This window comes from Mesorhizobium sp. WSM4850 (assembly GCF_055811735.1).
In genome coordinates this window covers 48,681-74,534 of the sequence record NZ_JBVVPV010000022.1, presented here as the reverse complement: position 1 = coordinate 74,534, position 25,854 = coordinate 48,681, and the positions used below count along the sequence as shown (strand labels likewise).

The window sequence follows — 25,854 nt, the reverse complement described above, 5'->3', positions numbered from 1 at the left end:
GAATGACCCTCTGCCATTGCGGCCCTCATCCTGAAACGCAACTTGCCTTTAGGCAAAACCACGGCCGCAATTCTTTTGCAACTACAGCTTGAGATGTGCTTGGTCATTGATGATCGAGGACGGGAGCTACTACACTACTTGATCCTGCAGGAAACTGATCGATCATGGAGTAAGGTCACTTCCGCCAGAGGCAGCTCTTCTGGGTGCTTTTAAGTTTGCTTCTATGCAACTTTGAACCGCGAAGGCCGCCCTCAGCCGGCTCCCAGATATGTTTCAGCAATGCCGATGCTAGTCGACGTCGCGTCGGTACGCTCCTAGCTGGCCCAAGCGTAGAAGACGGCGAACAGCAGAAGCCACACCGCATCGACAAAATGCCAGTACCAGGATGCCGCCGTCGTGATGAAGCCGCCGCCGCCGGCTGAGCGCGCGCGGATCACCCGATATGCGGCGATCGACAGCAACAAGATGCCGATAACGACGTGCAGGCCGTGGAAGCCAGTCGTAAGGAAGAAGATCGAGGGATAGACACCGTCGCGGAATCCCACCGAGGCGAGGCTGAATTCCCGAAGCTGAAGGCCGACGAACACGCCGCCGAGCGCGATCGCCACGGTAAGCCCGATAGCCGAAAGCTGCCATCGCTCTTTCAGAAGCCAGTCATGCGCCGCTGCGACGCAGACCCCCGACGCGAGGAGGATCACTGTGTTGAGAAGCGGGCCGCCCCAAGGGTCGTCGGGGCGCATCGGCGTAGGTGGCCATGAGTTGAACCCCGCGATCTCCGGATAGATCGCGTATCGTAGGTAGACGGCGAACAAGGCGGCGAAGAACGCTACCTCGGACGCGATTAAGGCGATGATCGCGATCCTCGGGCCAAAGGTGTTTTGCGGACCATTCGCACGCTCACCACTCGTCGCCCGCGACCACGCTGTCAGAGCGATGAACAATGGCAGAAGCCCCACCGCGATCACGAGCGGACCGAGTACCGCGATGCTGCCGGCCAGCGTGCCGAACAGCGACGGGTGGAAGAGCGCGAGACCGGCGCACGCTAGCAGGAACAGCGAGACAGCAATCGCGACAGGCCATCGGCCATCCGTGCCGCCGACCTCGGTGACAGTCTTGCTCACGCGCCTGCCTCCGCGCCCGCCGTGCCACGCGGACGCGCCATCTCGGGATCGTCATCCCATTCATGCGTGAAAGCCGGGCCCCACACATCGCGGGGGGCCGGCGCGCCACGCCGCAGCGAGACCGCAAGCATCACCAGGAACAGCAGCGTGGAGGCGAGCGCGAGCACAGCGCCGAGCGACGCAATCATATTCCAGCCCAAGAAACCGTCCGGATAATCCGCGATGCGCCGTGGCATTCCTGCCAGTCCGAGGAAATGCATCGGGAAAAACAGAAAGTTGGTACCGATGAAGAAGCACCAGAAATGCAACCGTCCAACCCACTCCGGGAACATGCGTCCGGTCATGCGCGGGAACCAGTAATAGAAGCCCGCGAAGATCGCATAGGTCGCGCCGAGGCTCAGCACATAGTGGAAATGCGCGACGACGTAGTAGGTGTTGTGCAGCACTTGATCCGCGCCGGCATTGGCAAGCACGATCCCCGTCGTGCCGCCGACCGTGAACATGATGATGAAGCCCAGCGCCCACAGCATCGGCACGGTGAGGCGGATCGACCCACCCCACATCGTGGCAATCCAGGCGAACACCTTGATGCCGGTTGGCACCGCTATTACCATCGAGGCCAGCGTGAAGAAGGCACGCGGCGCGAAGCCTACACCGACGGTGAACATATGGTGCGCCCAGACGATGAAACCCAGCGCCGCAATTGATGCCATCGCCAGCACCATGCCGGGATAACCGAAAATCTGGCGACCTGAGAACCGCGAGACGATCTGGCTGATGATGCCGAAGGCCGGCAGGATCATGATGTAGACCTCCGGATGGCCGAAGAACCAGAAGAGGTTCATGAACAGCATCGGGTCTCCGCCGCCGGCTGGATCGAAAAAGGCGCCGCCGAAATTGCGGTCGGCAAGCAGCATCGCCAGCGCGGCCGCCAGCACCGGCATGGCGAGAAGCAGCATGAGCGACGAAATCAGGATCGACCACACGAACAGCGGCATGCCGAACAGCGGCAAGCGATCCTCGCGCATGTTAAGGATGGTAGTGACGAAATTGATCGCGCTGATCACGGAAGAAATGCCGGCCAAGTGCAGCGCGAGGATCGTCATGTCGACCGACGGTCCGGGCTGGCCGTCTATGCCCGACAGCGGCGGATAGAGGCTCCAGCCGGTACCCGTTCCGTCGCCGACCAGCAGCGACCCGATCAGCATGATCAAGGACAGCGGCAGCAACCAGAAGCCGAGACTGTTCAGTCCCGGAAAGGCCATGTCGCGCGCACCGATCATCAGCGGGACGAACCAGTTGCCGAAGCCGCCGATCAACGCCGGCATCACCATGTAGAAGATCATGATTAGGCCATGCGCGGTGATCAGCGCGTTCCAGGACTGGCCGTTGACGACATAGTCCATGCCCGGCTGCGCCAGTTCGAGCCGCATGTAGCCCGAGATCGCGCCGCCCAGGGTCCCCGCCATGATCGCGAATCCGAGATAAAGCGTGCCGATCGCCTTATGGTCGGTGGTGAACAGCCAGGCCGCAATCGACCGGCACTCGGGCCTATGTTCGGTGGCGCTCATTTCGCCACCTGCGCTGATATAGCGGCGGCGCTGACGACCGGATATCGCGTTGCAGCGTCCCGCACCCAGGCGTCGAAATCAGGCTGCGCCATGGCCTCGATCGCGATCGGCATGAAGGAGTGATTCAGACCGCAGATCTGGTTGCACTGCCCGTAATAGACGCCCGGCTTCTCGACGCGTGTCCAGGTTTCGTTGAGGCGCCCGGGCATGGCGTAAATCTGTAGGCCCAGTGCCGGCATGAAGAAGGAGTGCACGACGTCCGACGATGTCACCTGTATGCGCACGACAGCGCCGACCGGGACAACCATGCGATTGTCGACCGCTAGCAGACGCGGTTCACCGGCCGGAACGGAGGCCGGCGGCAACATGATGGAATCGTATGCGAAGCCGCCATTGTCGGGATAGGAATAACGCCAGAACCACTGATGGCCGCTGGCCTTTATCGTCAACTGTGCGTCGGGAATATCGCTCTCATAGGCGAGCAGCTGGAGCGACGGGGCGGCGATCGCGCCCAGCACCAGCACCGGCGCGATCGTCCAGCCGAATTCCAGCCAGGGCATGCGCGTGACTTTTGACGCCGTGGGGTGCCGGCTCGCCCGGAAGCGCAAGAGCGCGAAACCGATCAGCATGGCGACGAGCGCGACGATGCAGACGCCGATCAGCAATATGTGGTCGTGCAGCGCAACGATCCGCTCCTTCGTCTCCGAGGCTGAGACGCCGAAACTTGTCTGCCAGTTCGCCGGCGCCTGCGCCAAGCCGTGCCGTGCGTCGAGCATCATTGCGGAGACAAAAAAGAGGAAAACAGTGCCCCGCCCGCGCATGACATTTACGCCTTCAGCAGGGAGATGAGATGCGCGCCGAGGCGCGCACTGAGCGCCGCAATGGTGAGCGTGGGCGCATTCGCCGTGATGGACGGGAAGACGGACGAGCCAACGATGTAGAGGTTTGGATGGTCGTGGCTCTTCAGGTCCCTGTCGACGACCGAGGTGAGCGGGTCATCTCCCATGCGTGTCGTGCCGCCCATGATCGCGCTGTCAGCGATCGGGCCGAGCTGCTTGATCTGCGTGGCACCGAGTGCAGCCATGAGCTTGTTCTGCACATCGCGCGCGACCGCCAGCCCGCGCGCCGTGTAATCGTCAGACTTGAAGGCGATGTTCGGCCGCGGAATGCCGATCCCGTCCATCTGATCGCTCAGCGTCACGCGATTGTCCGGATTGGGAAGCATTTCGGCAGAGCTGCCAATGATCAGCTCCCGCGCGACGTGCGAACGGACTGCCGCCTTCAGCGCATCGCCGCGCAGGCCCTGTTTGATGAAGGTCGTCGCAGCCTGGAACGGACCGACCGCCCGCGCCCAGCCCTCATTGGAAGGCGAGATGCCGATGGCCGCACGCTCGTTGCGGAAATCGCCGTCCCGAAGCTCGGCAATGCCACCGGTCGAGACCGGTCCGCGATAGGTGAACACGGGATCCCTGGTCAGTCCCTGAATGCCGACATCGATCTGCGACAGCAGATTGCGGCCGACCTGGTCGGAACTGTTCGCCACGCCCGTCGGCGCATTGTCTCCCGTCGAAAGCAGTAGCAGCTTTGGCGTCTCAATAGTATGCGCCGCGATGACCACAATTTTTCCGGTCGCGCTGCCCTCGCTGCGATCCGGGCGACGGTAACGCACTTCGGCAATGCGTTTGTCCGGACCGACGACTAGCTCGTGCACCACGGCCTGCGGCTCGACATGCGCGCTGGCGCGCTCCGCGATGGCGAGATGATGCGTCGCGTCGTACTTCGCCTGGATGGGGCAGATCGGCACGCAGCTCGCATTGCCGCAGCATTGCGGGCGGCCATCCCGCCACACCGAATTGCGCGCCTGTGGAAATGGCAACACCGAGTAGCCGAGCGCCTTGGCAGCGATGCCGACCTGCTTGTCGGCATAGGTCATGGGGATCGGTGGCATCGGAAACGACTTTGAGCGCGGCGCGCCGAAATCGGCGGTGTCGTCGCCCGCGACGCCGATCTCTTCCTCGGCGGCCTGATACCACGGCTCCATGTCGCCATAGGCGATAGGCCAATCGACGCCGACGCCGAACTTCGAGTGCATCTTGAAATCGTTTGGCCGGAACCGCGCGGCGAGCCCGCCCCAGTGCCACGTGGTGCCGCCGACGATCCTCGCCTGCTGTCCCCTAAAGGTGTCCGGCCCAGCCTCGACATAGTAGGCGGAGAAGTCGGATTCTTCCGGCTGCGGCGCATAGGGCTGGTCGGGGTAAGGCGAATTCTGGCCCTTCGCGGACGAGTACTGGAATCGTGTCACAGCGGTGCCGCGATCGACGCGCGGTCCCGCCTCGAGGAACAGCACGCTGAAGCCTGCTTTCGCGATAGCCGCGCCGGCAAGCGCCGCGGCTACGCCTGAACCGACAAACACGACATCGGCGGACGCCGGCGCGGTCATTCGGAAAACCGTCCGGGCGGCGGTGCGTTCGCCCACGCGCCAAAATTCGTGTCGCATCGCGTCGGCGGCTTGGTGTAACCGCAGGCATGCCAGACGAACGCATCGAGATAGGTAAGGACGCGTTCTTCCGAGCCGTGCATGATGCTACCCGTATACCAGGCTTGGATGAGCGATTCCGACAGCGGTTTCAGCCCCGCCGACGCAACCGCGCTGTCCCATTCTGTCTCGGGCTGTTCTGTCACGATCGCATGCAGTTTTCCGAGATCGGCGGCGTCAGCGGAGAATGCCTGCAGGAACAATTCCGGAAGCGTGGCGTCGCTCGGCGACATGCCCGTCAGTATGCCTGTCAATTCGCGAAACGCGCCGAGGTCGATCGCGCTGCTCAAGGCGACCTGGCTACGGGCCGCGGCGGGCAATCCGAAGAATGCGGCGAGCGTCGAGACGGCAATGAGAAGCTCGCGTCGCCGCACTGTTGCCGGCGCAGAATGATGCGGCGCCGGCTCACCTACCTGCTTGGGCAGACGCGCATCGTCACTGCCAGCCATCGGTACCCTCGAGGCGAGCCTCTGCTGAAACAACGAGGCCGCACGCTTATCTGAAGCTACGGCTCAATCTGAGCTTGGTCAATCGACCCTTTCAAGCTCAGAACAGTCGAGCCAGAGAGCTCCACATTTGAGATCAAAAGCGCCGCTTGGGCCTGACTTTGCACGCGGCGACCTATCATGCGGTGGTCGTCCTCAGGAGGGGATAGCTAAGCCGTCGGCCGGAAATAGCCGATGTCGAGCTTGCCTTGCCACCAAACACGCGGTCCGTCAGGCCCCTCCCCAGCGTTAATCATCGCGCACGTTCCCCCTGATCAGCGCGAAAATCAGCGTGGAGCGATCTCTGCGACGAGATCGTTCGTCGTCTTGACCCCCGCCATGAAGCCGGCGGCATTGAATTCGTTCATGACGAAGAAAGCGCCGACGCCGCGTGTCGGTGCAATCGCAACATAGAGAAACATCCCTTGCAGGCCGCCGCTCTTCTGGAGGATGAGCGGGCTATGCTCGGTGGGGAGCATGATGACCCATCCGAGACCCATGGCGTCCATCGGGCCGCCGTCATCCAGCCCCACCACCGACGCGAGCCCGTCCCGGTACAAAAAAGCCGCGTGGTTCAAAAGCCGCAGCTCGGCATCGGCCGCAGAAGGCTTGTTCTCGACATGCCAGTTCATCCAGCGCAGCAGGTCGTCCGCGGTCGAGTACAATCCACCGGCGCACTCCATGGCTGTGCTCGTCGGCACGATGGGCATGGCGCTGCCGTCGAAGTTATGGCCCTGCATCAGGCGCGGCTCGTCCTCCGGTCTTGCGTTGAAAACCGTGTCTTTCATGCCGAGAGGATCGAGGACACGCTCCCGAAGGAGCTCGGCATACGGCTTTCCAGAGACATTCGCGAGCGCCGCTCCAAGGAGGTCGTATCCGAAGTTCGAATAGAGAACGGCGGTGCCCGGCGCGAACAGCAACGGATTGTCCTTGAGGGCGGCAATCTGCGCCTCTTTGGTGTTCGTAGAGAAGGGGTCGGAGGGGGGCGCCTCGGCCACTGGCACCTCCCGCGGAAGGCCGGAAGCTTGCGCGACGAGATCGATCAGGCGAAGGGCGCGGCCATCCTTCTCAGGGAGCGTGACGTCCCAGCCAAGGCGATCCTGCAGCCGGTCGGTGAGCTGTACCTTGCCGTCGATCGCCAGCGAGGAAAGCACACTGCCGCAGAACACCTTGCTCACGGATGCGATGCGGAACATTGTGTCGCCGTCGGGCACTTTTTCACTCCCGTCGGCAATCTTGCCGAAACCGGCCAGGGCCGTCTCGCCGTTGCGCACGGCGCCGAAGATCAGGCCAGGCACTTCGGTGGAGAGATACAGGATCGTACCGTTGAACTGCACCGCTTCCGTCAGCAGCTTGTCCTCGGTATGTCCATAAGAGGGAAGGGTGACGGCTGCGATTGCCGTCAAAGCGATGGCCATAAGTCGGCGCGATCGAGACAAACGCATTGCCGAAATCCTTTGAGGAAGCTGCAGAATAAAATCTTCGGAAAAAGGGCCGCCGCGTAGTATCTTACCATCTCTCCAGAAGCAGGAGATGTCAACAGAATGAACCGAAGGGGTAATCGGCGGCGGTAGCGTAGTTTCGGCGGCTATTTGCGCTACAGTCCTGCCGTATTTCTTGTCCTTCGTCAGTTGATCGGGGCTGATCTCTTCATTAGCAAACCGACTCGCGGGTAATTTAGAAGATATGTGAAGCGCCGTCGGCAGGAGGGAGTGCTGTAGCGTCGAACAATTTACAATAGGCGGATCTGCGTCGCGCCAATCGTCGGCGTATGATGAAGACCGGGCAGAAGAGCTGTGGCGGGCCAAGGCCCTAGCTGCGCAAAAAAGACTCGCCGCTGTACCTGCCGCTTGGCCATACATCGCCTTGATGCGTGGCATTTCCCTTGCGCGCTCGGCCGCCGCCTCACACAGCCAAACGCCCCTGCTCCACCCCCGCAGCACCGGGATCCCCCGGCGCCGTCGCCCAGGCCAGTTCGACCAGCGTTACTGTCCGCCTTCCAACCCCGTCGAGCTGGCAGACGATCAGGCCTTGCTCCTCGATATAAGTCAGCAGGCGCCGGGCGCGGCGCAGCGAGTGCGAGCCGTAGGCGCGGGCGATCGCCGCGTCGCTCGGGCAGGGCCAGCCCTCCTTCGCCGCGCGGGCGATCATCATGAACACGCCCTGCATATCCTCGGGCAGCAGCGAGGCGCGCGCCGAGACGTCTTGCCAGGCGTCATCCCCTGCCATGTCGGAGCCGAGGCCGGCGCGGGCGCGCGTCAGCATGCGGCGAAAGGCGGGCAGGTCCGGCACCACCGAGGCGAGGCCTTCTATCCGGCAGCGGACCACGAACTCCTGATAAAGCACGCCGATGACCCGGAAGCCCGCGTCGGGCTGCGCCAGAACGGCGTGCAGGACACGGTCGACGCGCTCACGCCGCTCCGCCAGATCCTCGGCGCTGATCGGCGGCTCCGACGGTTCGGGGCGGATTTCCAGCGCCGCCGACTTCGCCGCCATCAGCTGATCGAGAAGGTCCGGCGACGACCGGCGCTGCGGCCGGACCGTTTCCGGCGGCGGTGCTGCCAGGATGATGGCGCGGGCGTCCTCCAATGCCGCTTCCGGAAGCGGTATCAGCCGCGGGGTGCCGTTGCGCGGACTTGTATCGGTCGGGCCGATGCGCAAGCCGAGCGGACGGCGCGACAGCGCCGGGCCGAGCGCCATGAACTGGCCGCGCTCCAGGTCGCGAAAAGCCTCCGCCTGTCGCCGCTCCATGCCCAAAAGGTCGGCGGCGCGCGCCATGTCGATGTCGAGAAAGGTCCGCCCCATGAGGAAATTGGAAGCCTCGGCGGCGACGTTCTTGGCGAGCTTGGCCAGCCGCTGGGTTGCGATGATACCGGCAAGCCCGCGTTTGCGGCCACGGCACATCAAATTGGTCATAGCGCCGAGCGAGAGTTTGCGCGCCTCGTCGGAAACCTCGCCGGCCACTGCCGGCGCGAACAGCTGCGCCTCGTCCACCACCACCAGCATCGGATACCAGTGGTCGCGGGCGACCTCGAAAAGCCCGCCGAGGAAGGCGGCGGCGCGCCGCATCTGGTTCTCAGCGTCGAGCCCCTCGAGATTGAGAACCGTCGAGACGCGGTGGATGCGAGCCCGCTCGCCGGCGCTCTGCAGGCCGCGCTCGGTATGCTCCTCGGCGTCGATCACCAAATGGCCGAAACGGTCGCCCAGCGAGACGAAGTCGCCTTCCGGGTCGATGATGGTCTGCTGCACCCAGGGCGCACTCTGCTCCAGCAGCCGGCGCAGCAGATGGGATTTGCCGGAGCCCGAATTGCCCTGCACCAGCAGGCGCGTCGCCAGCAGCTCCTCAAGATCCAGTGCCGCCGGAGTGCCTGCGGTCGTGTGGCCCATCTCGATCGCAACGGTCATGTCTCGACTCTCCTTGAGGAGAGGGCTTATCAACCGCATCACAGCCCGTCGAGCGCCGATGGCCGGCGGCTCGGTGTTGCGCACAGCTCGACGCGGCGCGCGGCGTCAGTTCGTTGACGTAAGCATCACAGGCGCGAGGGGCTGCCGTCTGATCAGGATGATGGCGAAAAAAGCCAGTATGCCGAGCATGCCTGCTGCAGCGGTGAACCAGAGCGATGGCTGGACGCCCAAGCCTGCCATCGCCATCGCAAGGGCAAATGGCGCAAGGGCTGAAGAGAACTGACGCGCGGCCGTCACCCAGCCGAGCCGGGCGCCGTAGCGCTCCCGTCCGAACAGTTCCAGCGGCAGCGTGCCGCCGACGATGCTGGCGAGGCCCGAGCCCAATCCAAACAGGATGACGAAGGCGATGGCGCCGGCCACCGACGGTGTCGTCGCCAGCAGGACGACAAGGCCGAGCGGCAACAATGTCGCGCCGATCACCGCGAGCCAGGTCTGCGCAAGCCGGCCGCCGAACAGCATGTTGATCAGCCGGCTTGCCACCTGGGACGGGCCGAAAAGCGTGGTGACGACAAGCCCGGCGGAGCCAAGCCCGAGCGCCGCCGTCAGCGGCACCATGTGAACGAGGATCGACGACAGCACGAAACCCTCGATCGCGAAGCCGCCAAGCATGAGCAGAAACACTCTGCTGCGGTCGCGCGCGGTGAAGGCAACCGGTCCGCCCGCCGGGCCGGCGGCAGCAGGTGTCGCCGAAGCGTTTTTGTCCGCCCGACGCGACAGCCGCGCCAGCCAGGCATGGATGGGCAGGCAGATGGCGACATTGATGAACGCAAAGGCCAGATAAACCTCGCGCCAGCTCAGGTATTCGTGCAGTGCTGCCGTCAGCGGCCAGAACAGGGTGGAGGCGAAGCCGGCGATCAGCGTCAGATGGGTGATGCTGCGCTGCGCCCTGGCGCCGCCGATCTGGACGATCGCGACAAAAGCGGCGCTATAGAGCACGAAGGCGGACGCCAGCTCCATCGCCATCAGCGCCAGCACGAAGCTCACCCGGCCGGGTGCTATCGCGCAAGCGACAAGCGCTGCTGCGGCCGCAAGCGAGCCAAAGGCCATCACCCGGCCGGCGCCGAAACGATCGGCCCAGCGCCCGGCTGTCGGCGGAAACAGGCCACCCGCCAGCAGCGACGCCGACAGGGCGCCGAAAACCCATTGTTCCGGCCAGGCAAACTCGAGCGCGATCGACGGCACCAGGATGCTAAAACTGTAATAGAGCGTGCCGTAGCCGATGATCTGCGTCAGCCCCAACGCCCAGAGTGCGGCAGCCGGGATTTTCCGGTCGCTCATGGAGCGGCGATCTCGAGATCGTCGCTGCGCACTGCTGCGATCGCTTGCGTGCTGCCACAGCCGCACCCAGACTTGCCGCTCGCCTTTGCCTTGGCGTCTTCGGCACAGCAGGCATCGACAGCAGCCGGCGCCGGTCCGCCGCAGCAGCCCTGGGACAACGCGCCTGAAAGTGACACCGGCACCGTGCAGACGCCGGTTTTGGGCAACACCAGCTGCACGGCATCGGCGGCAGTCATGTCGCCGGCAAGCGCCGCGGCGACCGAGCGGACCTGCTCATAGCCGGTCAGCAGCAGGAACGTCGGCGCCCGGCCATAGCTTTTGACGCCGACCGTGTAGAAATCGGGCTCGGGGTGGCTGAGTTCGCGATGACCATGCGGCGGGACATCGCGGCAGGAGTGCTCGTTGGGATCAATGAGCGGCCCGAGCGCCTTGACGCCTTCGAGCCATGGATCGAGGTCCAGCCGCAGCTCCCGGGTCAAGGCGAGATCGGGGCGCTGCCCCGTCGCGGCGATGATTCGGTCGACGGGTCCGAGCGTGCGCAATCCGTCTTCTGTCTGGCCTTCGACCATCAGCCGGCCGTCGATCTCGCGAATGGCAACAATGGCAAAGCCCGTGACCAGCCGCACGCGTCCGCTCTCGGCAAGCTGCCGGACATCCGAGCCAAGTTCGCCGCGCGCCGGCAGGGCGTCGGCATCGCCGCCGCCGTAGATGCGGACAAGGTCGGTGCTGCGCGTCACCCATAGTGCCGAGGTGCCGGGCTCGGTTTGCGCGAGCTCCGCCAATTCCAGCAAGGCGTTGGCGGCGGAATGGCCGGCGCCGGCCACCAGTGTCGTGCGGCCCGCATAGAGGTGGCGGTCGCGGCCGAGAACATTTGGTATGCCGTAACCGATGCGATCGCCAAGTTCCGTCTCGCCTTCGGCCGGCAAGCCGCCGGCACCGAGCGGGTTCGGCGTCTGCCAGGTGCCGGACGCATCGATGACGGCACGAGCGCTGTCCCGGCGCGTGCCGTTCGCCGTTTCGACCAGCAGCATGAACGGCCGCGTCTCCCGCGCCTTGCTCAGAACCTTGTCGGCTCCCCAGCGGGAAATGGCGACAACGCGGGCACTGGTCTCCATCGACGGCGCAAGTTCGGCAAGCTTTGCCAGCGGCGCGAGATATTGGTCGACGATTTCATCCGCTGTGGGGAACGCCTCCGGCTCGGGCATTTGCCAGCCGTGGCTCTCGAGAAGTTTTCGGGCGACCGCATCGACACAATAGCGCCATGGCGTGAAAACCCGGACATGACCCCAATCCCGAAGGCTCGAGCCGACAGAAGAACCAGCCTCGTAAACCCTAACCGGAAGGCCACGGCTGACCAGTTGGGCGGCCGCCGCCAGGCCAACAGGTCCGCCGCCGATGATAGCGATCGGGAGATCGTTTTCAGAAACCATGACACCCCTTCTATGTTTCTAGGATTATAGAAATACCAGTCAAAAAAAGAGTTACGCAGCAGCCTCGCCGACAGCAGGGCCGCATGCGGCATCGGCACAACATTCATCGGCAAGAAAGCCAAGGAGATCGTTCATCACAGGGTAATTGGCACGGCAGATCAGCGTCGTTGCCTGACGTTCCTGGGTGACCAGGCCGGTCAGGATAAGCCGGTGGAGATGATGCGACAGGGTCGACGCAGCGATGCCGAGGGCTTCCTGCAGATAACCGACCGGTCGTCCTGTTTCGCCTGCCCGCACCAGCGTGCGATAAAGATTGAGCCGCGTCGGATTGCCGAGCGCTTCGAGCTGTTTTGCTGCTTGTTCGAGTTTCATGGAAATAACGTAGCGCCGAGACAGCGCCGCGTCAATATTATTTCGAAAATTTTCGAATTAATGCATGTCGCGCAAAAGTGTGCAGCGGTTTTGCGATAACGACATGCATAAAACAAGCAGACGCACCCCCCTCAAATCGACCGCTGATTGATCCGCTTGGCAACCGCTTCGGCGCTTTCGACGCGCTCGGAATAACGATCCGTGAGATAGGCGGACCGATCACGCAGGAGCAGCGTGAACTTCACCAGCTCCTCCATCACGTCGACGATCCTGTTATAGTATGGTGACGGCTTCATGCGGCCAGCCGCGTCGAACTCGTTGAAAGCCTTGGCTACCGACGACTGGTTGGGGATGGTGACCATCCGCATCCAGCGGCCGAGGAGACGAAGCTGGTTGACGGCGTTGAAACTCTGCGAGCCGCCCGACACCTGCATCACCGCCAGCGTGCGGCCCTGCGTCGTCCTGACGCCGCCGGCCGAGAGCGGCAGCCAGTCGATCTGCGCCTTCATCACTCCGGTCATCGAGCCATGCCGCTCGGGCGAGCACCAGACCTGCGCTTCCGACCAGATCGACAGGTCTCGCAGTTCCTGGACTTTGGCGTGCTCGGCCGAGGTCGAATCCGGCAGCGGCAGGCCGGACGGATTGTAGATGCGCACCTCGGCGCCGAGGCGGCGCAAAATGCGAGCCGCCTCCTCCGTCGCGAGCCGGGAGTAGGACCGCTCGCGCAGCGAGCCGTAGAGCATCAGCACGCGAGGTTTTTGGATCGACCGCGGCACATCGAGCAGCGCCTGCAGGTCGATCGGCCGGAACTGGTCTTCGTCGACGTTCGGAAGCGAGTCTTCGGGCACCAGGTCAGGCAACGCGCTTGCCCTGCGCGTCGATGACGACCTCGCCGTCTTCCTTGGTGAACGGCCCGATATCCGGATTAGGCAGGATGTCGAGAACCGCTTCGGACGGCCGTGCAAGCATGGTGCCGAGCGGCGTCACCACGATCGGCCGGTTGATCAGGATCGGATGCGCCAGCATGAAATCGACGATCTCGTCGTCGGTCCATTTGGGGTCACCGAGATTGAGTTCGGCGTAAGGCGTACCCTTCTCGCGCAGCAATTGGCGGGGCGTCATTCCCATCGCCTTGATCAGCTCGACCAGCCGTTCGCGCGACGGCGGGTCTTTCAGATATTCGATCACCTCAGGCTCTTCGCCGGACTGCCGGATGATGGCGAGCGTGTTGCGCGAGGTGCCGCAGTCGGGGTTGTGATAGATGGTGATGGTCATTTCGCGGCTCTCATCTGTCTGATTGGCTTGGGCTCAGCGAGCAGCCATCCTGCCAAGGCCATGGCAAGCAGCGCACCCAGCAGCTCGGCGACGATGAACGCCGGCAGGTCAACTGGACGGATGCCCGCGAAGGTGTTTGACACCGCCCGCGCAATGGCGACTGCCGGATTGGCGAACGAGGTCGAGGCCGTGAACCAATAGGCCGCGGTGATGTAGAGCCCGACCAGCCAGGGGATGGCATCCGAACGGAAGCGAAGGCCGGCCAGAATAGTGAAGACCAGGCCGAAAGCAGCCACCAACTCCGCAATCCATTGTCCGTTTCCGGTCCGCACAGTTTGCGAGATCTGCAGAATCGGCAGTTCGAACATGGCGTGCGCCAGCAGCGTTCCGGCGACGCCGCCGACAATCTGGGCGACGACATAGGCCAGTGCAGCGTTGGCTTCGATTTCGCGCCGCAGCGCAAAAACCAGCGTCACCGCCGGATTGAAATGCGCCCCGGAAATCGGTCCCAGTATAGTGATCAGCACCACCAGGATCGCTCCAGTCGGAAGCGTGTTGCCGAGCAAGGAGAGACCCACATCATCCGTCAGACGATCCGCCATGATGCCGGACCCGACGACCGTCGCGACGAGCATCGCCGTGCCGAGCGCTTCCGCGACGATGCGGCGGGACAGGTCTGCCGCCATGATATCAGCCGGCCTTCGGCAGATCGCGGCCGATTTCATCGAGCCGTTTCTGCAGGGCGAGCTTGTCGATGGTGTTCATCGGCAGGCTGACGAAGATCGAGATCCGGTTGTTGAGCATGCGATAGGCTTCGGCAAAGGCCAGATGCTTTTCGGCGTCGGTGCCGTTCACGGCGGCCGGGTCGGGCACGCCCCAATGCGCGGTCATCGGCTGTCCCGGCCAGACCGGGCAGGCTTCATTGGCCGCGTTGTCGCAGACGGTGAAAACGAAATTCATCTCGGGGGCGCCAGGAGCCGCGAATTCCTGCCAGTCTTTCGAGCGGGCGAAGGATGTGTCGTGGTTGAGGGTTTTCAACAGCTGGAGCGCGTAGGGATGGACCTCTCCCTTCGGGTGCGATCCGGCCGAATAGGCCCTGAACCTGCCGGCGCCGACACGGTTGAGGATCGCTTCGGCGAGGATCGACCGTGCCGAATTGCCGGTGCACAGGAAAAGCACGTTGTATGGGTCATTCATGGGGTGGTCCTCCCTTCTAGCAGTTGCAAGTCACGGCCTGAATGACCGGCTGGCAGAGCTCCGGCGCGCCGTTACAGCAATCCTCCATGAGATAGGCAAGCAGATCGCGAAAGCCGGTCATGTCGGCAACGTAGCGGATCGTCCGGCCGTCGCGCTCGGCGCGGACCAGGCCGGCATGGTCGAGAACCTTCAGATGCGCCGACATGGTGTTCTGCACCGCACCGAGGCGCGCGGCGATCTCGCCGGCGGGAACACCATCTGCGCCCGCCCGCACCAGCAGGCGAAACACTTCGAGCCTTGTGTCCTGGCCAAGCGCTGCCAATGCGAGAAGAGCGGTGTTCTTATCCATGTATCCTGGAATCCGGAATTATCGATGTATATGGCCGGGCATGTGACAGTCAGATGACATAGGCAAGAGGCCGGCCACTTCTGAGCCGCTGCATTCTTCGGCTGATGTCACGGAATGGATCCCAGGGTCTGCGCCGCGTCGCTTCGCTCCTTGCTCCGCCCTGGGATGACGAAGTGGAGGATGATTCGGCTAATCCTAGAGGTTGGCGGTTTGCCACTGGACCGAATTGTCGACGTTCGCTGCCGGCCCAGACCTGTCAAAATCACTGTGCCGAGGAACTTAGTTGCGCAGGGCGAACGAGAATGGCGCGGTGCGGGTTATGCGGGAGCCGAGTTCCGGCGGCGGCTCCGGCACCGACGCGCCCTGTAATGCGCTGAGCGCCGCGCTATCGAGGTCTGGATCGCCAGAGGAACGAGCCAGCCGGGCGGACAGGACCCGGCCGGATCCGTCGATCGTGAAGGTCACGCTCGGACTGCCTTCAGCGCGCCGGGCCTTCGCCGCCCTTGGATAGTTTGTGTGCCGTCTTATCCATGCACGCAACCGCGAATTCCACCTGTCCGGACTGACGCCGGATCTCGCAGCCGCTGCTTTGGTCGATTTCGGGGCGGCCGCCCTGGCTGCGGATGTCGCAGCGACACTGGCCGTCGTCCGCGGCGGTGCGGCCTTTTCCTTTTTCGGACGCTTTTTGGCTTCTTTGACAGGCTTCTTCGCCTTGACCTCAGCCGGCTCCTTTACCTCAGTCTTTGCCTGTTTCTTTGGCTTGGCCTCGACGGGTTTGTCGACCGGTTTCGGCTGCGGCAGCGGAACGACCACTTCCGGCGTGACGGCTTCGGCAATTTCGGGCACGACCTCCTCGAGCGGCGGCTGGTCGACCCGTTCGGCCACTGTCGGCGGGGTCGGCTCGACCGTGTCGGCCGGAGCGGCCTCCGATGGCTCGGTGACCGGCTCGGCCTGCTCGACGGGTGGTTCGGGCGGAGGCTCCGTTTCGGTTATCTCGGGCTCCTCGGCCGGGCCCGGCTGATCGGGCGCTATCTCATCCGATATCGGTGCCGGCTCGGCCGGCGTGAGCGCCATTGGCGACAGCTCGATCACCTGCGCCTGCGGCGGCCCGCCATCGGGCTCGGCCGGGCGCCAGCTCTGCATCGCATAGCCGACCGCGGCATGCGCCATCAGGACCAGCGCAGCCGCGCCCGCCCACCAGGCGATCTCGCGCGCGCCGAAACGCCGCTGATCGGCCATCGGCAGGGCGGCCGCCGGCGACATTATTGGCCGGTTCCGACTTGCGGCGCCGCGGCATCGCCGGGCGCTGTCTCGAGGCCAACCAGCGCGATCTTCAGATAGCCGGCGCCGCGCAAAAGGTTCATCACCTCCATCAGCTCGCCGTAGCCGACCGCCTTGTCGGCGCGCAGGAAGATGCGCGTCTGCCTGTCGCCTTTTGTCCTGCCGACCAGCGCGGCGGCGAAGGCTGCGCGCGGCACGCTGTCGTTGCCGATCGCCAGGCTGAGATCGTTCTTCAGCGTCAGGAACAGCGGCGTCTCCGGTCGAGGCGCAGGCGTTTCGGTCGAGCCCGGCAGGTCGACATTGACATCCACGGTCGCCAGCGGCGCCGCGACCATGAAGATGATCAGCAGAACCAGGATCACGTCGATGAACGGCGTGACGTTGATCTCGTGATTTTCCTCGAGATCGCCGTCGATGTTCTCTCGAATTCTAGCCGCCATGGCGTCGCTCCGTGTTCATTCCGCGGCCATCTGCTTTGCCGGCGCGACCGTGCGGAAATCCAGATCCCGGCTGACCAGCCGCTCGACCCCTGCCGACGCATCGGCAAGGATCTGCCTGTAGCCGGCTATCGATCGCGCGAAGACGTTGTAGATGACCACCGCCGGGATCGCCGCGACAAGGCCCATCGCCGTGGCCAGCAAGGCTTCCGCAATGCCCGGGGCAACGACGGCGAGGTTGGTGGTCTGCGCCTGCGAGATGCCGATGAAGGCGTTCATGATGCCCCAGACGGTGCCGAACAGGCCGACGAAGGGCGCGGTCGAGCCGATTGTCGCCAGCACGCCGGTGCCGCGCGACATGCGCCGCGCCGCCGCCGCCTCGATGCGCGACAGGCGCGAGGTGACCCGTTCCTTCAGCCCGTCGCCGGACACATGGTCGAGCGAGCCGGCCGAAAGCGCGGTCTCTTCCTCGGCTGCCCGCACCAGCAGGGCGCCAGGACCGTTATTATGGCCAAGCGCGCGCCCGGCCTGGTTCAACGTCGCGGCATTGCCGATCGCTTGTGCCGCGCGGCGGGCGCGCAGCTTGCCGCCTAGGATCTCCAGCGATTTGGCCAGCCATATCGTCCAGGTGACGAAGGACGCAAAAGCCAACCCGATCATCACCGCTTTCACGACGATGTCGGCCGCCATGAACATGCCCCATGGCGACAGGTCACGCGGCAGGGTCAGGGACGTTGCCGTCGAAGGGCCAGTCTCGGTAGGCGTTGTCTCGATAGGTGTTGTCACGCCGGGCTGCGTCGCCGGTGGCGCGGCGGCGTCTGGCGCAGCCTGCCCAGGCACTGGAGCCGGCGCCTCGATCGCCGGGGCCGCGCCCGGTTGCTCCTGGGCGGCTGCCTCCGGTTGCTCCTGGGCGGCTGCGCCGCCGGCCGACAGGATGGCGGATGCGAGCAACGCCGCGAACAAACCATGTCTGGACAAGGGCTTCTTCCTTATTCTCACGGTGGCCTCATTGCACATAGCCGATGGGCTGGCCGGTGACGGGGTGCGCAAACACGCCCATCTCGACACCGAAAATTCCTTTGAGCACGTCGCCCTGCATGATCTGGTCCGGCGTGCCGCGCGTCAGCAGCCTGCCGTCCTTCAGCGCGATCAATTCGTCGCAGTAGCGCGCCGCCATGTTGGGATCGTGCAGCACGACGACGACGCACAGGTCGCGCTTGCGGCTGAGGTCCCTGACCAGCCCCAGCACCTCGACCTGATGGGCGATGTCGAGCGCCGAGATCGGCTCGTCGAGCAGCATGACGCCGGCATTCTGCGCCACCAGCATGGCCAGCCATGCGCGCTGGCGCTCGCCGCCGGATAATTCGTCGACCAGCCGGTCGGTGAAGTCAGCCATATCGGTCAGGACAAGCGCCTCCTCGACATGGCGCCTGTCCTCATGCCCGAAACGACCGAGCGCGCCATGCCAGGGATAGCGGCCGAGCGTCGCCAGTTCGCGCACCGTCAGGCCGGTCGCCGCCGGCGTCGTCTGCGGCAGATAGGCGAGCGCGCGCGCCAGTTCGCGCGCGCCCCACTGCACCAGCGGCCGCTGCGCGAAGGTTATGCCGCCCGAGCTTGCCGGCTGCTGGCGCGCCAGGAGCTTGATCAGCGTCGACTTGCCCGAGCCGTTGTGCCCGATCAGCCCATAGACGCGCGAGCGTTGCAACTCGAGTGTAACCGGACCGAGCAGCGTCCGCTCGCCGACGGCGAACCGCACCGCTTCGACATGGAAGGCAGTCTGGGCATGAATTCCTGCCACGGTCTCGGCCTCACTCCAGCTTTGCGCGCATTTCGAAATCCGGTTTTCGGCAATCCGGTTTGCGGGCGCCGATGTCCGGTTGACTATGAAACATGAGTTTACTAGTCAACAATGAAGATGACTTTTGAGTCAACAAAATGTCGTGACGCGCCGGATTTGCGTCGAAACACGAAATGTGGAGCGCGCCGAGATGGTCGTTGGTTCAGGTCGCGGAAGAACTTAAAGCGAAGTGACTGCGCGCCGAAACCTGCTGGTCGCGGCGATGTCGCTGCCGGTGCTGCTTGGCGGCGGTCACGCCGTCGCGCAGGAGGCGACCACCACTCTCGACCCGATCAATATTCAGGAACGCGTCGAAAGCGCCTTTGGGACGGTCGACGGCTATGTCGCCACCCAGGGCTCCACCGCTACCAAGACCGAACCACCGCTGATCGAGACGCCGCAGTCGATATCGGTCATCACCAAAGACCAGATGGAAGCGCAGGCGGTGGACAGCCTGAACAGCGCGCTGCGGTATACGCCAGGCGCAACCGGCAATCTCTACGGCACCGACAATCGTGGCCACGGCTTGCAAATACGCGGCATTTCGAACTCCAGCGGCGTTTTCTACAAGGACGGGCTGCAGCTCAAGGAAAGCAATTTCACGCCTGTTCACGGCGCTCGATTCCTACGGTGCCGAACGCTACGAAATCCTGCGCGGGCCGGCATCGGTTCTTTACGGCTAGGCAAGTCCTGGCGGCATCATCAACTATGTCAGCAAGCGTCCGACCGAGGAGAACCTCCGCGAGGTTGAGCTCGGCGCCGGAAGCTTCGACCGCTATGAAGGAAAGTTCGACTTCAGCGGGGCTGTCAACGCCGACAAGTCGCTGCTGTTCCGCCTCACCGGCGCCGCCCACACCGGCGATACGCAGACAGACTTCGTCGAGGACGACCGCATCTTCATCGCGCCGGCGCTGACCTGGCAGCCCGATGCCGATACCAGCCTGACCATCCTCGCCAACTATCAGCGCGACCGGTCCGGCTGGGCGATGCAGTATCTGCCGGCATACGGCACGATCAGGCCGGGCAGGGACGGAAAATACCTGCCGAACAGCATGTTCGTCGGCGAACCGGGCTTCGACACCTACGACAACGACCAGGCGTCGATCGGTTACGAGTTGGATCACCGCCTCAACGAGACGTGGCAGGTTCGCCAGCATGTCCGCTACGTCTATCTGAAGACTATGAGGAAGGCGTCTTCGGCGGCGGGCTTCTGAAATGATGAGGGCGATTATTCCCGCTATGCCGATGCCGGCGGCAGCAGGCTCAGCGGCGTGACCATCGACAACCAGGCGCAGGCCGATTTCGACACTGGGCCGCTCGCCCACACGCTGCTTCTCGGCCTCGACTACAAGCGCTACACCTACCGCGACTATGCCGCCAGCAACGATATGACCGACGATGATTTCAACATATTCGACCCGGCCTATGGCTACCCGGTCGGCGAAATGACGCCCTATACCGACACCGACACCACCCAATCGCAGGTCGGCCTCTACGCACAGGACCAGATCAAGCCGGGCAACTGGCGACTGACGCTGGGCGGCCGCCAGGACTGGGCCGACGCGAAAGTCCACGACAATCTGGCCGGCGCTTTCGGTCCCCGCCAGAAGGACGACGCCTTCACCAGCCGCGCCGGTCTGCTTTATCTCGCCGACAATGGCCTTGCCCCTTATGTCAGCTATTCCGAATCGTTCCAGCCGGTGTCCGGCCCCGACAGCAACGGCAATCCGCTCGTGCCCGAAACCGGCAAGCAGTACGAGGTCGGGCTGAAATACCAGCCGGTCGGCTGGAACGCCTTCGTCACCGTTTCGGCGTTCGACCTGGCCCGGCAGAATGTCGTACGCTATGGCGGTGTTGGCGCGCCCAACGACATCTTCCAGACCGGCGAGATCAGGTCGCGCGGCATCGAGCTGGAAGCTGTTGCGAGCCTCGATTCAGGCTTCGATTTCCGGGCGGCCTATACATATCTCGACACCGAGATCACCAAGGCCACCTCGATCACCGTCGATGACGATAGTGGCGAGACAATCAGCGATGAGGGCAACACCCCATTCGGCGTGCCGGAGCATGCGGCCTCGCTGTGGGCGAATTACACCGTCGGCAGCGGCAAATTGGAAGGCTTCGGGCTCGGCGCCGGCATCCGCTATGTCGGCTCGACCTTCGGCGACGACGCCAACACTTTCAAAGTGCCGGCAGTCACGCTTGTCGATGCCGCACTCCACTACGAATGGAGGAACGCCGAGCTGAACCTCAATGTCAGCAATCTGTTCGACAAGCGCTATGTCGCCTCCTGCTACGCGGAAAGCTTCGGCTGCTTTTATGGCGAGGGTCGCCGGATCAACGGCTCGGTGAAGTACACATGGTGACCCGCGCGTGCAGGCCCGGACCCAATTGGCGCCACTGACGCGGCGCCGGTGCCTGGCCGGCCTGGCCGCGACGAGCCTAGGCCTGCGCGGCGGCCCGGCGCATGCCGCTCCGCCGCCGCGCATCGCCTGCCTCGAATGGACCTCGGCCGAGATGGTCATCTCGCTCGGGATCGGCCCGGTGGCGGTCGCCGACTCAAAAGGTTACCGCGACTGGGTCGCGGGACCGGCTCTTCCTGCCGGCTGCCTCGATCTCGGCTCGCGCGGCGAGCCCAATCTCGAACTGCTCCTCGAACTCAAGCCCGACCTTATCACCGGTGCCTATGGCTATGGGCTGGACGAATCTCCGTTCAGGCGGATCGCGCCGCTGCATACGGTGCCCTTCTACGATGGCACCGAAGCGCCTTATCGCCAGGCCGAGAATGAGACGCTGAAACTTGGCTCAAAACTCGGCCGCGAGGCTGAAGCTCAGCGCCTCATCCAGGCGACGGCGGCGGCCATCGCCCAGATCAGGGCACGTTTTTCACAACGGGCAAAACAGCCGCTCGCGGTGATCAGCATGTTCGACGACCGTCACGTCCGTGTCTACGGCAAGGGCAGTCTGTTCCAGGACGTGCTCGACAGGTTGAGCCTCACCAACGCCTGGACGGCGCCGACCGATAGCTGGGGCTTTTCCATGCTGGGCATCGAAGAGCTGGTTGCGATCGGCGAGGCCCGCGTGATTTCCCTCGATCCGATCCCGCCGCATGTGAAGATCAGGATCGACCAGAGCAGCCTCTGGGCGAACCTTCCCTGTGTCAAGGCCGGCAACGTCAGGACAATCCCGCCGGTATGGCCGTTCGGCGGGCTGGCCGCCGCTGCCCGTTTTGCGACGGTTTTGGCCCGGGCATGACCATCATGCAGTCCACGGCCAGCCATCGTGCTCGTTTCAAGGCAGGGATGCTCGTCGCCCTCGTCGGCCTGCCGGCGGTGCTCGCCGCCTATCTCACCGCTGCCGGGCTTTTGCGCCTGTTGCCCGCCGACATGTGGTGGCAGTCGCTCGTGGCGACCGACTTTTCCGATCCGCGGCAGCTGCTTTACCGGCATGCCTTCCTGCCGCGCCTGGCGATCAGCCTGCTGGCCGGCGCGGCGCTCGGCCTGACCGGCGCGCTGCTCCAGCAGCTGCTGCGCAATCCGCTCGCCGAGCCGACGACCATCGGCACCAATGCAGGCGCCACCGTCGCCCTGACGATCGCCACGCTCTACGCGCCGTGGCTGCTGGAGCAAGGTCGCGAATGGATGGCGCTCGCCGGCGGCGCCCTGTCGACGCTGGCGGTTTTGGCTCTGGCCCGGGGCCGGAGTTTCTCGCCGGTCGCGATCATCATTTCCGGCCTGGTGGTCAGCCTCACATGCAGTTCGGCGAGCGCCCTGCTGATGGCGGCCAACCGCGAATATTCCGAGGAACTCTTCATCTGGCAGAGCGGTTCGCTGATCCAGAACGGCGATGCCGTAGTGCTCGGGTTCGCGCCATGGCTGGCGATGGCCGGCATTGCCGCCTTCCTTCTGCTCCGGCCGCTGCGGCTTCTCGACCTGAGCGACGAGGGAGCCGAAAGCCTCGGAACGAATCCCGCGATGACACGGCTGGCCGGGATGACCGTCGCCGTCGCTCTGAGCAGCATGGTGGTCGCAGCCGTCGGCGTCATCAGCTTCGTGGCGCTTGCGGCGCCGGCGCTGGTCAGGCTCGCCGGCGCACGGACCCTGCGCCAGCGCATGATCTGGGCGCCGCTTGCGGGCGCCATGCTGTTGTGGCTGACCGACCGGCTGGTGCAGGTCCTGCCGTTTACCTCCGAAATCCCGGCAGGCGTGGCGACTGCTTTCCTCGGTGCGCCGCTGCTGTTTCTTCTCCTGCCGAAATTGCGCACCAGCCCGGATCGGGACGGCACCATGCTGGCTTCCGTGCGCAGGCGCAGCGGGTGGCCCTGTCTGCTGCTCGGGCTCGTCGCGATGGCGCTTCTTCTCTGCGCCGCGCTTGTCATCGGGCGAGGCGCGACCGGCTGGCACGTGGCCTCGGCCGCCGAACTTGCCGACCTGCTGCCGCTCAGAGCGCCTCGCATCGTCGTCGCGGTTTGCGCTGGCATGATGCTTGGCGTGGTCGGCACGCTGATGCAGCGGATGACCGGCAATCCGATGGCGGCGCCCGAGGTGCTGGGTATCTCAGGCGGCGCCTCGCTAGGCATACTGCTGCTCTTCGTCGCGACTTCTGATGTCAACCGTCCGGCGATGATCGCGGCCGGTCTCGTCGGGGCGCTGGTCAGCCTGGCGATGGTTTCGCCGACCGCCCGCCGGCAGCCCCTCGCGCCTGATCGGTTGCTGCTTTCCGGGGTCGCCGTGGCGACGATGGCGTCGGCATTCTCGGCGGTGATGCTCGCCAGCGGCGATCCTCGGCTCGATACGCTGATCGGCTGGCTGTCCGGCTCCACCTACCGAGCCACCGCCGCCGATGCCTCAATCGCTGCCGTGACGGCGACTGCTCTGCTCGCCATCGTGCCCCTCACCAGCCGCTGGCTGGAAATCCTGCCGCTTGGAGAAGCCGCCTCGCGCGGGCTCGGGCTTGGCCTGTTTCGCGTGCGGGTCGTCCTCCTGGTGCTTATCTCGGTGCCGACGACAATAGCCACGCTGGTCATCGGGCCGCTGAGCTTCGTCGGATTGATGGCGCCGCACCTGGCCCGCATGCTCGGTCTTCAACGCGCGTTGCCGCAGCTTTTCGCTTCCGCGATGCTTGGCGGGATGATGCTTGTCTCGGCCGACTGGACCGGCCGGATGCTGATTTTCCCGTGGCAGATTCCGGCGGGTTTGCTTGCTGCCCTGGTTGGCGGGCCTTACTTCATGGTGCTGATGTGGAAAGGCCGGCAATGGCCACGCGCTTCGGGTTGGCGACCACAAAGCGCATAGCACGCGCTCAGCCGGCGCGTGCTTCGCGGATCACGCGAGGCGCAAACGCGCCGGGCTGAGGGACATCGGCCTCGCGGCGCGTCAGCGAATTGCGCAGCAGCGCGATCACCTCGCGGCCCGCCGCCGCGATGCCGCCCGGCCTGTCGACACCGACGATCATGAACTCCTCGATTCCCAGGGCAGCATAAGGAAGCAGGGAAAGCGCGACTTGTGTCGGCGGCCCGACAAATTCGACCGCCTTCTGGCAGGAAGCGTTGCCCTCCGAACGGATCCGGACGGGGAGCGCGAAACGCAGCTTGCCGGCCCGACCGTGTTCGGCGGCGGCATTGCGAACCCGCTCCATCAGTTGCCGGATCTCGTCGAGCGAACCCGGCGTCAGCTCGAAGACATCGGCATGCCGCCCGGCGACCCTGAGCGCCGTTCCGGACCGTCCGCCCATGCGGATGCTCACCCCGGCGCTACGCGGCCCCTTGCGCGGCACATAGCCGCCGCTGACGCTGTAGAAGGCGCCTTCATGGTCGAACGGCCTGTCGTTCGACCACAACCGTTTCAGCAGCACCAGATATTCATCGATGCGCTGCCAGACAACCGTATGACCGACCGGGCGTGTTTCGGCATCGTCGTCGTTCAGCGGCTCGCTGAGCATCCTGAGCGACAGCCGACCGCCGCTTTTCGCGTCGAGGGCCGCCAATTGCCGTGCCGCCACCGTCGGGTCGATCACACCAGCCCAATGCGTGAGAACGATCTCGAGCGAAGAAGTGCGGTCCAGCGCCCGGGCGGCAATATCCATATTGGTCAGCAGCCCGGCCGGATCGTCGACGACGATTTTCTGGAAACCGATGTCCTCGATCAGCGACAGCTTTGTCGCGGTTTCCGCGAAATCGTAGAAAAACGGCGCGGTTGGGTCGGCCGGGTGAGTTTTACCGGGAACATGCGTGAACTCGAACGGCATTGCCATCTCCTCCATCACGTTGGGGTCAAGCGCGCGAAAGCGCACCGGGACTCGGTTCATTCAACTCCGATATCGCGAAACGGCAGACAGCTATCCCTTTAGTCAGGCCCGATGACTCGCGGGCTCCAAAGTCAGGGAACAAAACCCAGAACGACCGCCCCGGTGAACACGAACGCAAGGGCAAAGACGAGATAGGCAAAGGCGCCCGCATAGGCCGGCCGCCAAGTCTGCTCGGAACCGAGACTTTGGCCTTTGCGGGCAGTGTGGGTGTTCTGGAAATAGGACATATCGACCTCCGTCTCGGCAGTTAATCTATTAAATCAGTAGACTTTGTCGAGTGCTATTTTCCAGCGATCCTTAGAATGTTTTTCTCCAACCTGAGCACAATTTGGTTTGTTTGCTGCTTAGCGCGGCACTTTCCGAGGCCGATCGGCTCGATGGCAAAACGCCCGGTCGTGCGGGCGGGCAGGGATGGGCGGAGCGGCCGCCTAGTTGGCGGGCGGCCTGTAAGCTTCCAGGCCGAACAGCATCAGCACGAGCGACACAAGGAAGAACCCGACCGCGACGCCGAGCGCGATCCGGGCGTAGAGTCTATAAACGTCGCCCATGATGGTGCCGAACACCCGTCGTGCCGAGGCATCGGCTGGGCGCGATTTCTCATCGAGGTAGAGCCAGACTTCGGTGTGCTTGGGATTTTTGAAGGCTGCGGTCGTGGCTTTCCACATCAGCGCCAGAACCATGGTCAGCGTGAGGAACGCGCCGGAGCGAAATGCAGACACCGGGTTGAAGGAGAATCCGACCATGACACAGCCAATGGCAAGCGAGCCGAACATGACGGCGCGCCCGATGCACCCCACAGCAACCCGCCTGATCTCATCCATCGGCGCCCTCGGCAGCAAGCTCGCCGACAATGTGCGAGCGCTGCGACCGTATCAAATCACTTTAAGGCGAATGTGCCGCCAGGACGGGTATAC

The 25,854-nt window shown here is 64.2% G+C and carries 27 protein-coding genes; 5 read left to right on the top strand and 22 right to left on the bottom strand.

Annotated features, from left to right (window positions below; all coding sequences use genetic code 11):
- Positions 1-314: 314 nt before the first annotated feature.
- The 19 genes from AC0L2Z_RS20540 to AC0L2Z_RS20450 form a co-directional block, all read right to left on the bottom strand.
- Positions 315-1,121: a cytochrome c oxidase subunit 3 gene (locus AC0L2Z_RS20540; protein WP_473536414.1), complete on the bottom strand. Its 807-nt coding sequence runs from the start codon at positions 1,119-1,121 to the stop codon at positions 315-317.
- Complete coding sequence (locus AC0L2Z_RS20535; protein ID WP_473536415.1) at positions 1,118-2,692, bottom strand: cytochrome c oxidase subunit I; 1,575 nt, start codon at positions 2,690-2,692, stop codon at positions 1,118-1,120. Before AC0L2Z_RS20535 ends, AC0L2Z_RS20540 begins: the two co-directional genes overlap by 4 nt.
- Positions 2,689-3,471 (bottom strand): cytochrome c oxidase subunit II, encoded by a 783-nt coding sequence (gene coxB / locus AC0L2Z_RS20530; RefSeq protein ID WP_473629152.1) that lies wholly within the window; start codon positions 3,469-3,471, stop codon positions 2,689-2,691. The genes AC0L2Z_RS20535 and coxB overlap by 4 nt, the downstream gene beginning before the upstream one ends.
- 47 nt (positions 3,472-3,518) lie before the next feature.
- The gene (locus tag AC0L2Z_RS20525) at positions 3,519-5,132 is read right to left on the bottom strand and encodes a GMC family oxidoreductase (protein WP_023800498.1); all 1,614 of its coding nucleotides are present in this window, start codon (positions 5,130-5,132) and stop codon (positions 3,519-3,521) included.
- Positions 5,129-5,677: a sugar dehydrogenase complex small subunit gene (locus tag AC0L2Z_RS20520; protein WP_023800499.1), complete on the bottom strand. Its 549-nt coding sequence runs from the start codon at positions 5,675-5,677 to the stop codon at positions 5,129-5,131. The genes AC0L2Z_RS20525 and AC0L2Z_RS20520 overlap by 4 nt, the downstream gene beginning before the upstream one ends.
- A gap of 323 nt (positions 5,678-6,000) precedes the next feature.
- Positions 6,001-7,158 (bottom strand): D-alanyl-D-alanine-carboxypeptidase/endopeptidase AmpH, encoded by a 1,158-nt coding sequence (ampH, locus tag AC0L2Z_RS20515; protein ID WP_128168633.1) that lies wholly within the window; start codon positions 7,156-7,158, stop codon positions 6,001-6,003.
- 460 nt (positions 7,159-7,618) lie between these two features.
- Positions 7,619-9,118 (bottom strand): helicase HerA domain-containing protein, encoded by a 1,500-nt coding sequence (locus AC0L2Z_RS20510; protein ID WP_473629151.1) that lies wholly within the window; start codon positions 9,116-9,118, stop codon positions 7,619-7,621.
- Between the two features lie 105 nt (positions 9,119-9,223).
- Complete coding sequence (gene arsK / locus AC0L2Z_RS20505) at positions 9,224-10,456, bottom strand: arsenite efflux MFS transporter ArsK (RefSeq protein ID WP_473629150.1); 1,233 nt, start codon at positions 10,454-10,456, stop codon at positions 9,224-9,226.
- Positions 10,453-11,886, bottom strand: coding sequence for an FAD-dependent oxidoreductase (locus AC0L2Z_RS20500; protein WP_473629149.1), 1,434 nt, complete (start codon positions 11,884-11,886; stop codon positions 10,453-10,455). Before AC0L2Z_RS20500 ends, arsK begins: the two co-directional genes overlap by 4 nt.
- Positions 11,887-11,937: 51 nt before the next feature.
- The gene (locus tag AC0L2Z_RS20495; protein WP_023800502.1) at positions 11,938-12,258 is read right to left on the bottom strand and encodes an ArsR/SmtB family transcription factor; all 321 of its coding nucleotides are present in this window, start codon (positions 12,256-12,258) and stop codon (positions 11,938-11,940) included.
- Positions 12,259-12,389: 131 nt separating this feature from the next.
- Positions 12,390-13,118 (bottom strand): arsenical resistance protein ArsH, encoded by a 729-nt coding sequence (gene arsH / locus AC0L2Z_RS20490; RefSeq protein WP_473629148.1) that lies wholly within the window; start codon positions 13,116-13,118, stop codon positions 12,390-12,392.
- Complete coding sequence (gene arsC / locus AC0L2Z_RS20485) at positions 13,111-13,533, bottom strand: arsenate reductase (glutaredoxin) (protein ID WP_023800504.1); 423 nt, start codon at positions 13,531-13,533, stop codon at positions 13,111-13,113. Before arsC ends, arsH begins: the two co-directional genes overlap by 8 nt.
- Positions 13,530-14,219, bottom strand: coding sequence for an aquaporin (locus AC0L2Z_RS20480; protein WP_023800505.1), 690 nt, complete (start codon positions 14,217-14,219; stop codon positions 13,530-13,532). The genes arsC and AC0L2Z_RS20480 overlap by 4 nt, the downstream gene beginning before the upstream one ends.
- Before the next feature lie 4 nt (positions 14,220-14,223).
- The gene (locus AC0L2Z_RS20475; protein ID WP_023800506.1) at positions 14,224-14,730 is read right to left on the bottom strand and encodes an arsenate reductase ArsC; all 507 of its coding nucleotides are present in this window, start codon (positions 14,728-14,730) and stop codon (positions 14,224-14,226) included.
- 16 nt (positions 14,731-14,746) lie between these two features.
- Positions 14,747-15,079: an ArsR/SmtB family transcription factor gene (locus tag AC0L2Z_RS20470; protein WP_077380823.1), complete on the bottom strand. Its 333-nt coding sequence runs from the start codon at positions 15,077-15,079 to the stop codon at positions 14,747-14,749.
- A 279-nt stretch (positions 15,080-15,358) separates the two neighbouring features.
- Positions 15,359-16,342 carry a TonB family protein gene (locus AC0L2Z_RS20465; RefSeq protein WP_023800508.1) on the bottom strand — a complete coding sequence of 328 codons (984 nt, stop codon included), beginning with the start codon at positions 16,340-16,342 and terminating at the stop codon, positions 15,359-15,361.
- Positions 16,342-16,800: a TonB system transport protein ExbD gene (gene exbD / locus AC0L2Z_RS20460; protein WP_473629147.1), complete on the bottom strand. Its 459-nt coding sequence runs from the start codon at positions 16,798-16,800 to the stop codon at positions 16,342-16,344. Before exbD ends, AC0L2Z_RS20465 begins: the two co-directional genes overlap by 1 nt.
- A 15-nt stretch (positions 16,801-16,815) precedes the next feature.
- Positions 16,816-17,775, bottom strand: coding sequence for a tonB-system energizer ExbB (exbB, locus tag AC0L2Z_RS20455; protein WP_287057689.1), 960 nt, complete (start codon positions 17,773-17,775; stop codon positions 16,816-16,818).
- 28 nt (positions 17,776-17,803) lie between these two features.
- Positions 17,804-18,595 carry an ATP-binding cassette domain-containing protein gene (locus tag AC0L2Z_RS20450; RefSeq protein WP_128173647.1) on the bottom strand — a complete coding sequence of 264 codons (792 nt, stop codon included), beginning with the start codon at positions 18,593-18,595 and terminating at the stop codon, positions 17,804-17,806.
- Positions 18,596-18,857: 262 nt separating this feature from the next.
- On the opposite strand from AC0L2Z_RS20450, the gene AC0L2Z_RS20445 reads away from it, so the two are divergent.
- The 5 genes from AC0L2Z_RS20445 to fhuB all read left to right on the top strand — a co-directional run bounded on the left by AC0L2Z_RS20445 (position 18,858) and on the right by fhuB (position 23,928).
- Complete coding sequence (locus AC0L2Z_RS20445; protein WP_473629146.1) at positions 18,858-19,385, top strand: TonB-dependent receptor plug domain-containing protein; 528 nt, start codon at positions 18,858-18,860, stop codon at positions 19,383-19,385.
- A 235-nt stretch (positions 19,386-19,620) separates the two neighbouring features.
- Positions 19,621-19,848, top strand: coding sequence for a hypothetical protein (locus AC0L2Z_RS20440; protein WP_473629145.1), 228 nt, complete (start codon positions 19,621-19,623; stop codon positions 19,846-19,848).
- A gap of 57 nt (positions 19,849-19,905) precedes the next feature.
- A complete protein-coding gene (locus AC0L2Z_RS20435; protein WP_473629144.1) occupies positions 19,906-21,000 on the top strand; it encodes a TonB-dependent siderophore receptor in 1,095 nt (364 codons plus the stop codon).
- Positions 21,001-21,007: 7 nt separating this feature from the next.
- Complete coding sequence (locus AC0L2Z_RS20430) at positions 21,008-21,889, top strand: ABC transporter substrate-binding protein (RefSeq protein WP_473615424.1); 882 nt, start codon at positions 21,008-21,010, stop codon at positions 21,887-21,889.
- The gene (fhuB, locus tag AC0L2Z_RS20425; RefSeq protein WP_473629143.1) at positions 21,886-23,928 is read left to right on the top strand and encodes a Fe(3+)-hydroxamate ABC transporter permease FhuB; all 2,043 of its coding nucleotides are present in this window, start codon (positions 21,886-21,888) and stop codon (positions 23,926-23,928) included. The genes AC0L2Z_RS20430 and fhuB overlap by 4 nt, the downstream gene beginning before the upstream one ends.
- Positions 23,929-23,935: 7 nt before the next feature.
- Here fhuB and AC0L2Z_RS20420 read toward each other — a convergent pair whose 3' ends face one another.
- The 3 genes from AC0L2Z_RS20420 to AC0L2Z_RS20410 form a co-directional block, all read right to left on the bottom strand.
- Positions 23,936-24,880: an LLM class flavin-dependent oxidoreductase gene (locus AC0L2Z_RS20420; RefSeq protein WP_023800515.1), complete on the bottom strand. Its 945-nt coding sequence runs from the start codon at positions 24,878-24,880 to the stop codon at positions 23,936-23,938.
- Between the two features lie 131 nt (positions 24,881-25,011).
- A complete protein-coding gene (locus AC0L2Z_RS20415; RefSeq protein WP_023800516.1) occupies positions 25,012-25,167 on the bottom strand; it encodes a hypothetical protein in 156 nt (51 codons plus the stop codon).
- Positions 25,168-25,368: 201 nt separating this feature from the next.
- Positions 25,369-25,761: a hypothetical protein gene (locus AC0L2Z_RS20410; protein WP_023800517.1), complete on the bottom strand. Its 393-nt coding sequence runs from the start codon at positions 25,759-25,761 to the stop codon at positions 25,369-25,371.
- Positions 25,762-25,854 lie beyond the last annotated feature (93 nt).

Excerpts from the sequence above, each read along its gene's own strand:
- AC0L2Z_RS20535 (WP_473536415.1), bottom strand. The coding sequence starts at position 2,692 with ATGAGCGCCACCGAACATAGGCCCGAGTGCCGGTCGATTGCGGCCTGG.
- coxB (WP_473629152.1), bottom strand. The coding sequence starts at position 3,471 with ATGATGCTCGACGCACGGCACGGCTTGGCGCAGGCGCCGGCGAACTGG.
- AC0L2Z_RS20525 (WP_023800498.1), bottom strand. The coding sequence starts at position 5,132 with ATGACCGCGCCGGCGTCCGCCGATGTCGTGTTTGTCGGTTCAGGCGTA.
- AC0L2Z_RS20520 (WP_023800499.1), bottom strand. The coding sequence starts at position 5,677 with ATGGCTGGCAGTGACGATGCGCGTCTGCCCAAGCAGGTAGGTGAGCCG.
- ampH (WP_128168633.1), bottom strand. The coding sequence starts at position 7,158 with ATGCGTTTGTCTCGATCGCGCCGACTTATGGCCATCGCTTTGACGGCA.
- AC0L2Z_RS20510 (WP_473629151.1), bottom strand. The coding sequence starts at position 9,118 with ATGACCGTTGCGATCGAGATGGGCCACACGACCGCAGGCACTCCGGCG.
- arsK (WP_473629150.1), bottom strand. The coding sequence starts at position 10,456 with ATGAGCGACCGGAAAATCCCGGCTGCCGCACTCTGGGCGTTGGGGCTG.
- AC0L2Z_RS20500 (WP_473629149.1), bottom strand. The coding sequence starts at position 11,886 with ATGGTTTCTGAAAACGATCTCCCGATCGCTATCATCGGCGGCGGACCT.
- AC0L2Z_RS20495 (WP_023800502.1), bottom strand. The coding sequence starts at position 12,258 with ATGAAACTCGAACAAGCAGCAAAACAGCTCGAAGCGCTCGGCAATCCG.
- arsC (WP_023800504.1), bottom strand. The coding sequence starts at position 13,533 with ATGACCATCACCATCTATCACAACCCCGACTGCGGCACCTCGCGCAAC.
- AC0L2Z_RS20480 (WP_023800505.1), bottom strand. The coding sequence starts at position 14,219 with ATGGCGGCAGACCTGTCCCGCCGCATCGTCGCGGAAGCGCTCGGCACG.
- AC0L2Z_RS20475 (WP_023800506.1), bottom strand. The coding sequence starts at position 14,730 with ATGAATGACCCATACAACGTGCTTTTCCTGTGCACCGGCAATTCGGCA.
- AC0L2Z_RS20470 (WP_077380823.1), bottom strand. The coding sequence starts at position 15,079 with ATGGATAAGAACACCGCTCTTCTCGCATTGGCAGCGCTTGGCCAGGAC.
- AC0L2Z_RS20465 (WP_023800508.1), bottom strand. The coding sequence starts at position 16,342 with ATGTCGCCGGCGGCCGCCCTGCCGATGGCCGATCAGCGGCGTTTCGGC.
- exbD (WP_473629147.1), bottom strand. The coding sequence starts at position 16,800 with ATGGCGGCTAGAATTCGAGAGAACATCGACGGCGATCTCGAGGAAAAT.
- AC0L2Z_RS20445 (WP_473629146.1), top strand. The coding sequence starts at position 18,858 with ATGTCGCTGCCGGTGCTGCTTGGCGGCGGTCACGCCGTCGCGCAGGAG.
- AC0L2Z_RS20440 (WP_473629145.1), top strand. The coding sequence starts at position 19,621 with ATGCAGTATCTGCCGGCATACGGCACGATCAGGCCGGGCAGGGACGGA.
- fhuB (WP_473629143.1), top strand. The coding sequence starts at position 21,886 with ATGACCATCATGCAGTCCACGGCCAGCCATCGTGCTCGTTTCAAGGCA.
- AC0L2Z_RS20420 (WP_023800515.1), bottom strand. The coding sequence starts at position 24,880 with ATGCCGTTCGAGTTCACGCATGTTCCCGGTAAAACTCACCCGGCCGAC.
- AC0L2Z_RS20415 (WP_023800516.1), bottom strand. The coding sequence starts at position 25,167 with ATGTCCTATTTCCAGAACACCCACACTGCCCGCAAAGGCCAAAGTCTC.
- AC0L2Z_RS20410 (WP_023800517.1), bottom strand. The coding sequence starts at position 25,761 with ATGGATGAGATCAGGCGGGTTGCTGTGGGGTGCATCGGGCGCGCCGTC.